We start from the raw sequence: 7,474 nt of genomic DNA, 5'->3' as shown, positions 1-7,474 counted from the left end.
TCGTTGCGCCTAAGATCTATCAAAAGACCAGAGGATTGAGCGATGCAACAGCGCCTATTACTGCCACACCTGTTTCTCCCATAAATTAGCTCTTAGTCTTTAGCGCTTCATTCAGTTCAGCGGTACTAACTTCAATCCAGTAACCATTCTCACTGCTTGGTGGTCTAACCCAGAGCTCAGTTTTACCATCGTCATTTACAGTTACTTCCAGATCACGTCTAGAACCATCAGGACTAGAACCTTTTATTACTGACTTTTTATCGTTTGACTTGCTCACAAATATATTTTCCCTCAATGACAGGTTAACTTTGTTTTGCTTTACTGATTAACTCATTGAAATTCACATTACGTTGGGTTTAAGTTCAAAGTTGGCTTTTTCTACCGATAAGAATGCCGAAACCTAACCCTAGCATGAGCGTAAAACCACATAGAAAAGCCACTGAATAAGTGAATGTAAACTCATCGACATTGGCAAGTTGCTCACTCATTGCTGAAAAGCCATAATTTGCTATGCACAAAGCAAATGCAGCAACAACAAATATTAGAGATATAGCTAATTTCATGCTCATTTTTCCCTCTCGATACCTAGATTTGCTCATGCAATCCTGAACGACTATAGGTGAGCTGCTTACATGCTCGTAAGTGCCCGAAAAATCACGCCTACTATAAATACACCTAAACCAGCGCCTGCTAAAGCCATTTAAGATGGTTGGAATTCTAGAAGCCTTGGTTGAGGGATTTCTTTGATTTTTGTGCCGTATTTCATTTCATTATCATTGTCAGAGTTTAAACGCCACACAATGGTGCCTTTAAAAAATATCAAAAAGATCACATCATGCATCTTCCTGTCTTCAGCTATTTCCCAGAGTAACTGGTGACATTGATTGAAAAGCGAGTCAAACTTTTGCCTAAATAGGTAGTCGTAGATATTTAGAAGTTCACCTATGTCTTTATCTTTGATACGTTCAAAAAGCCCCATGTCAACATGTGCTTGATATTTGTATATCTTAGCTCGACATACGTTATATTCGCTTTGATCTGATTGTATTGCTCTATCAAGATTGTTAATCTTTTCACTATGTGTACGTTTTCTGTTAACAGTAAACAAAATGTTATTTGCTGCTGTAAAATAACCAAGCTTTCTTGCTTTTTTCTCTAGTTTAACTAAGGTCTTTAAACGAAGATCGGATGGTTTACGTTCTGCAAGTAGCGCTTCTGTCACAATGCTCTCAACAGACTGTTTGTGGAATTCATTTTTCCGTGATTTTGCTAGTTTAATTGCCGAGTCCAAATCGGTACTTTCAAGTAAACTCAATCTTTCTCTATAGATCATATCCAGCGTCCATTTATCCGACTCTGGACACAATTCTTCACATAAATCTAAGTACTCTTTTGCTTCGTCGTAATTGGCTTTCATTCTATACGAACTGGACATTAGAGCATAATAGCGGTGCAACTGTTCACTATCGACCTCTTTAATTACATCCAATAAACTATCTATGGCTGTAATTGTTTCTGTGAATCGAGATGTACTTTTAAGCAAATATACATACGCTCCGCTTAGATAACACAGCTTATTCATTCTTCTTAATGCTAACTCAGTTGACTGACCTGTTGCTTCTGAATGACTAATATTATCTCGACACTCCTCGAATGCATGACGAAGCAAGGTACAGGTATTATCTTCCTCAGTATTGTATCCGGACTGAGAGATTTTTCGATTGATAGAGCTGAGCTTCACACCCTTTTTCGTTTCGGTGAGCGTAACATTTAGGTACTCGTTTGATATTCGCAATATCTCTTCACGAGTCATTTTACTCATCATATAGTCTTTGATTATAGGGTTAACCTTAACTAATTTTGAGTCCTGATCTAGTTGCACTGTTGTGGCAAGTTCTAGTCTAACGAGCTCCATGGTGTGCTGAGCATATAGACCAGATCCCATTTCAGCTTTGCGAATGTTGGTCAACGTTTCTCCGTTCTTGAGAACTGCTAGAATTTTCAGATACCTTAACACTGGCTCTTTTGTAGGCTCATTGAACAACAAACTAATCTGATTCATTGTGGTTTTAGGAATGTGTTCTGAGTGAAACGCATCATTGAACATCTCGACATCTGAAAGTACTTCTTCAACAGAACTAACATTCAAATAGTCCATTATTAGTTCCAGCTTCTCTACCACTCCTTCTGAGTATTCGTATATCTGAGTTATTTGCGCATGTGTAAAACTATGTTTGTCGAATCTATTATCTAGAATAAGCTGAGTATCGTTTCGATCTAGTTTTTTTAGTTCAACTTGCACTTTACCAAACTGTTTAATGTCAACGCTTGACGTATAAATAAAAAATACATTGTTGTGTATAACGTTAAGATTTTTCGGAAGGTTAGACAAGTACATCAAAGCTTCCGCATCCATGTCACCACGAATTTTATCGAAAATAATGAAATGCACGTCATCTTCACGCAAGTTGAGTAAGTAAGAAAGCTGCGACAAAGATTGGCCTGAATCCATAAGAACTTGATGTTCAATTTGTGCTTGAGAAATCACCTCTGAGCAGTTAACTCTCACGCAGTGAGTAGCTTTATCAGATACCGAGTTCGTTAGCGAATAGATAAAATCATAGACACCGAAACCTAATGGTGACCTTACAAACAATGAGTTGCTTTTTGTCAGCTTTTGTATAGCTTTACTTCTCGTTCGCCCACGAGTTTGACTACTGTAATGCCGTTCGGGAATGTTGTAGTAACTAATGGTTTCTAAACGTTTTTGTTCAATGTTACGTTGCTCAACTTGTCTTTTTTTTATTGCACTTACCTGTGCCAGTGTTGCGAACACCTTATTACAATCGACCCCCTTATATAGCTGGATTCGACCACGACTTATGCCATCGTTTAAACGATTTAATAAAGGGGCTTCTCTTTGCTCTATTACGGCGTTGTTGCCTTGGTAAAAACACCATAGAATATTGTAGTTCAGCTGTGTATTGATAACTGCTGACGCCAAAGAACGAGTAAAGCTATCATCCCATCCACCATACCCCATAACCACCAAACTTTGATTACCAATGAGGTTTTGCAGCGAAGTTTCAATGCGGTCTCTGTTTGATTGCAACTGATTCGTTGTGTGCATTGAGTCGCCACGCTCCCAACTACCATGTAAATGATAGATATTGATATTGTCGTTTATATCGTTTGGTAGCTGAGTATCTGCTACTACGCTAAAAGAGTTGACAGAAATTCCTTGATTGTTGAACTCCTCCTCAAGTAGCGTATCAAAGTTTGTCGTGATGATATTATTTACTACGATATTGCCGTTTTTGATACTAGTAACGAAATCTTTGATTGCCTTGGGTACTCGATGTTTGCCGTTTTCATCGAGATTACTTTCTACTACGCGTTTAATGATTTCATTCACCGACTCTTGACCACATAAACCGGCGATTAAGCTAAAAGCTTGTTGGTATCTATCCTGTTCCGAAAAGCCTTTAGCTTCTTCAAAATAGAGTTCATCAACCTCTTGCTCTATTGCATATTCTTCAATAAATTCAATGACACCTTCAACGTTTGGTATGCCTACCCCATTAGTTACTTGACTTAATGCAGCACCAAATAAAAAAGTAGACCCTTTGTTATTTTTTTTGAGGCGTATATTTAGAATACGTTCATCGTAAAAGCCAATTGACATATATTGCTTTTTCTCCTGCTATTGTTTTGCTTTGTCGTTGATACTAATCACTGTGTCGATTTGAGGCTGCGAAAACTCTTTACTCATAAGCGAAGAGGTAACTAGCTTACGCGCTTTTAGAGTGCGCTTGTCGAAACTTTCAATGTTATTTAACCAGTTGATATTCTTTCACAAGGCTGTCCAATGGGATTCTAAGCCCATCGTGTAGCTTGCGAATCATTGAGATAGATAAACGTCTTTGACGGCTCAGAATCTCCGTAACACGGCTACGCTGACCAAGGAAAGGTACAAGGTCTATTCCCCTTAATTAAAAACTGGATCAGAAATTTGAATAAGGACTTTTCCTTCGCTTTCAAACACACTTTGCACTTCTTGGAAATTCCAATCATCACCAGAAGTTAAATCCGCATCAAAAGGAACAGTGGCATCAATACTTTCAAGACGCTCTAATAGCCCTTTAACATTAGAGTATACCCCTTCCTCTTTTGCTTCTTGCAGGAAGGTTCTTGGCGGTTCATGGTAGACATTACCAACAGGTAGTACACCATATTCTTTATGTTGAATCTTGACTTGTAATGTTGGTGATGCCTTTCTTAGCAATTCCAAAATCTGACTTGTTTTCATGCGAAAATTTTCCCTTAGCAACGTGTTAGTGTTCTATCGTGATACTTCATTGTTGCCGCACCAATAGACAATGTGCTGACAGCAAAGAAAGCAAACCAACGATAATTTAGATATTTGGTTACGGCTGATAATGCATCGGTTGGTACTGGTGCTGTCCACGCAACAATGAAGCTGATTACGCTACCCAACATAAGAGCAACGGTAATAATTATTCCTGCTTTAATTTTCCAATCAAAGAACTCAAAAAACATGATGTCTTTTTATCCCTTTTGTTCGTTGTCTTTGTTTGGTAGGCCATTCACAGCGTCTAAGTCACGCTGTTCACCCGCCTTTGCTATCCGTGATAACTGGCGTTCGGACTTACCCCAACGTTTTGCGATTTCTTCAAACTTCCAACCTTTAGCGTTTGCTATAAGCTGAAACTCTGTAATATTTCTACCTGTCATATGTGTCTAGTACATTCCAATTTAATTACCTGTCAAATATGTCTAGCTCACTAATCGCCAGTATTTCGACTCTCAGGAGCTAACAACGACTCAAAACGTTCTAAGTTTTTGATATTACACTCTTGATTGAATTTTTCTTCAAACCCTAACACTGTAATAAGCTCTCGTTTAGAAGTGGATAGTAAGTAAATAGCGTCCGTGTGCTCATTGAACATTTTTAGAAGAAACTCAATAGCATCAACTCGGTTTCGAGTGGATCTACCTTTCCATGCTGGCTCATGATGGAATAAACGATTCCTGAACTTATTTAATGCTCCCATTTTCTGAAATAATGTATTGAGTTTAACTCTCTTCTCTCTAGCGTTCGGGAAACACTTATCCAACTGTGTTTGCCATAGGTTATGATCTCTGTTGCGAGGGTTGTTGTAGTCTCGGTGTAACATGTGAACCCAAAATCCAAACGGTAATCGAGAAACAAGATCGTTACTGGTATATCGAGCGCCTACATCCTTTAAACACTGCTGTTCTGCAAAATCGACTTGTTTTCGAGACTCTTGACTTAGAGGAATTCGCTTATACCATTCATCATCTTCAAAGCATTCTGTTGCTGATTTATGGATTGAATTTCTCAATGTCACTTCAAGTAGCTGAACTACTGAGAAAAACTGAGACATTATACTTTGCATCGCCATATAAACGGCTATCAACTCACTATCAGATTTACAGTCGAGCACCTGACGATAGGTCTCTAGTTTTTCTGTAGAAAGTCCTTGCTTGATCTCTTCCAAATCCAAATTATTTGCCCTCTGTATCAAGGTTGTGTATTATTAGAAACAACTGAGGTTAATCCTCTTGTTGTGATAGCCCTGTCCTCTTCCGCTGGAAACAGTATTGACAACAGGTAGCGAGTTTAAGAGCCACCCTTTCGAGGGTGGCTCACTTGTTTGTAGCTAATAAAAGTACACTACATACACCCGTCATATATGTCTAGCATATTTTAAAAAGCCATATCTGCAATTGCTAGCATACTCACAGTATCTGTCTCTATAAGTCTTACCGTGGTTTCAAGGCTCTTATTTCCAAGCATCAAATGGATAGTCGGAACGTCTACTCCATGACGTTTAAGCCTTACAGCAAACGTGCGTCTACCGCTTAGAATACTAGGCTGATCAATACCAGAATCAGCCAACAATCGTTTGATGTGATTATTTAAAGCATTACAGTGGTAAGTCGTATTACCTTTCTCTGTGGTTCTATGCTTGATTTTAAAATGGTCGCCATTCCTACGCTTAAAGAATGGTTCATCAGCATCAAAAGCATTGTATTGATCGGGGTGATCACCATCTTTTAGCCGTTGCTCAATGTAGTTCTTGATAAGATTCTGTAGCTTAATGTTGGACAGATAAAAATCTCGATTCACATCGCCTTTAATGGCAAAGCATTTTGTTAGGTGTCCGTTCTTCTTAACAATGTCTCGAACTTGGATGCGACATACCTCTAGTGTTGTCATTCCACTACCCAAGAAAAATCCCATTAGACACGCATTAAGCTCTGGCTCTGGTGTCTGTGTAATGACTTTAAAGATCCAAGTTTTGTCTTTGTCCTCGATGAGCGTTGGTAGTGCCATGTGTGCATTTTCCTGTTTTGCATGAATAAACACACACGCTAACAGTGACAAGTTTAGAAATCAGTGATCTAAGGATTGGAATTACTGGCTTTGGGGGAAAACGTTCCGTAGTATCGAAATCAACTGATCACGATACTACATACTGGAGTGGTTAAGGTAATTGATGGGCTGTTGCTGTTAAAGACTCGATTTGAACTGTTTTACCTGACATAGAAACTTCTTTGGTATAAAGACTTTCTGCCTTATCCCATTCTAAAAACGCCTGATTAGCTATCGTTTGAATATTAGCTAAATTCACATCGTATTTTTGCGTTAAGCTCAAAGGAAACTTGAAATCATAACTAAGCCAAATGCCATTTTGCTCGGGACGTAATACATGTTGCCAGGCGGAGTACTGACTACCACAATTGTCATATTCAAAATTGCAAATCTCAAACCCCTTACTTTCCGGCAACTGAGATAAATATAAATACACATCGTAGGTTTGATACTCAGGCATCGCTTCAGCATTGTTAAAATTTAACACAATAACACTGTGTGCCCCTGCCTTTGTCCCAATCTCAATATGATTGGTAATAGGGGGGGGGGGCGTTGCAGTGTTCGTACAGCCCAATAGCGCTGATGATATTCCCACCGCAAGTAACATTTTTTTCATAAATAGCCTTTTTTTTACTGGATATCTAACCAGTATAATAAGAATCACATCACGACACAATAAACATCCTCACCAATTGATTAATGTTGAATTAATCAATAATTTCAATATGTTCTTGTTTATATATGGTTCATGCTGGCTGCTATATACTTGCATGTAGAGTCAGTATGAAGCCGACAGAGCGAAGCGGCGTCAGTATTACTAATTTAGAGAAAACTGATCATTTTGAGGTTTAGGATCAAAAAATCAAGCGAAACCAAAACACATCACAACCCGTTAACATTTAACTAAATTCTGTAATTAACTTTCAGGAGAAAACTCTAGGGTATGGAAAGAGAAATGGCTGACTTTCGAGCGGTTGTAGCTAGAGTCGTCCCCTACCGGGCTTTGTTGCGTAATTAAATTTAAAGATAGAACTACCCCGTTTCGCGTATTTC

9 protein-coding genes are annotated in these 7,474 nt (G+C 38.6%); all 9 read right to left on the bottom strand.

The window, feature by feature from the left end:
* Positions 1-85: 85 nt before the first annotated feature.
* The 9 genes from AB6C75_RS22185 to AB6C75_RS22145 all read right to left on the bottom strand — a co-directional run bounded on the left by AB6C75_RS22185 (position 86) and on the right by AB6C75_RS22145 (position 7,037).
* Positions 86-277 (bottom strand): hypothetical protein, encoded by a 192-nt coding sequence (locus tag AB6C75_RS22185; protein ID WP_102495681.1) that lies wholly within the window; start codon positions 275-277, stop codon positions 86-88.
* A gap of 85 nt (positions 278-362) precedes the next feature.
* Positions 363-563 (bottom strand): hypothetical protein, encoded by a 201-nt coding sequence (locus tag AB6C75_RS22180; protein WP_372109279.1) that lies wholly within the window; start codon positions 561-563, stop codon positions 363-365.
* Between the two features lie 137 nt (positions 564-700).
* Positions 701-3,685 carry an SIR2 family protein gene (locus AB6C75_RS22175; RefSeq protein WP_372109278.1) on the bottom strand — a complete coding sequence of 995 codons (2,985 nt, stop codon included), beginning with the start codon at positions 3,683-3,685 and terminating at the stop codon, positions 701-703.
* 303 nt (positions 3,686-3,988) lie between these two features.
* Positions 3,989-4,309 (bottom strand): hypothetical protein, encoded by a 321-nt coding sequence (locus AB6C75_RS22170; protein ID WP_102258074.1) that lies wholly within the window; start codon positions 4,307-4,309, stop codon positions 3,989-3,991.
* A 14-nt stretch (positions 4,310-4,323) separates the two neighbouring features.
* A complete protein-coding gene (locus AB6C75_RS22165) occupies positions 4,324-4,560 on the bottom strand; it encodes a hypothetical protein (RefSeq protein ID WP_102258075.1) in 237 nt (78 codons plus the stop codon).
* Positions 4,561-4,569: 9 nt separating this feature from the next.
* Positions 4,570-4,755, bottom strand: coding sequence for a hypothetical protein (locus tag AB6C75_RS22160; protein ID WP_017086662.1), 186 nt, complete (start codon positions 4,753-4,755; stop codon positions 4,570-4,572).
* Between the two features lie 50 nt (positions 4,756-4,805).
* Positions 4,806-5,549 carry a hypothetical protein gene (locus tag AB6C75_RS22155; RefSeq protein ID WP_102258076.1) on the bottom strand — a complete coding sequence of 248 codons (744 nt, stop codon included), beginning with the start codon at positions 5,547-5,549 and terminating at the stop codon, positions 4,806-4,808.
* A gap of 203 nt (positions 5,550-5,752) precedes the next feature.
* Positions 5,753-6,382, bottom strand: a complete 630-nt coding sequence (locus AB6C75_RS22150; protein WP_102258077.1) for a site-specific integrase — start codon at positions 6,380-6,382, stop codon at positions 5,753-5,755.
* 151 nt (positions 6,383-6,533) lie between these two features.
* Positions 6,534-7,037, bottom strand: a complete 504-nt coding sequence (locus AB6C75_RS22145; protein ID WP_372109275.1) for a hypothetical protein — start codon at positions 7,035-7,037, stop codon at positions 6,534-6,536.
* Positions 7,038-7,474 lie beyond the last annotated feature (437 nt).

Source organism: Vibrio sp. 10N.237.312.B06 (assembly GCF_041464685.1).
Taxonomy (GTDB): domain Bacteria; phylum Pseudomonadota; class Gammaproteobacteria; order Enterobacterales; family Vibrionaceae; genus Vibrio; species Vibrio tasmaniensis_A.
This window is presented reverse-complemented; position numbering and strand designations above follow the sequence as displayed.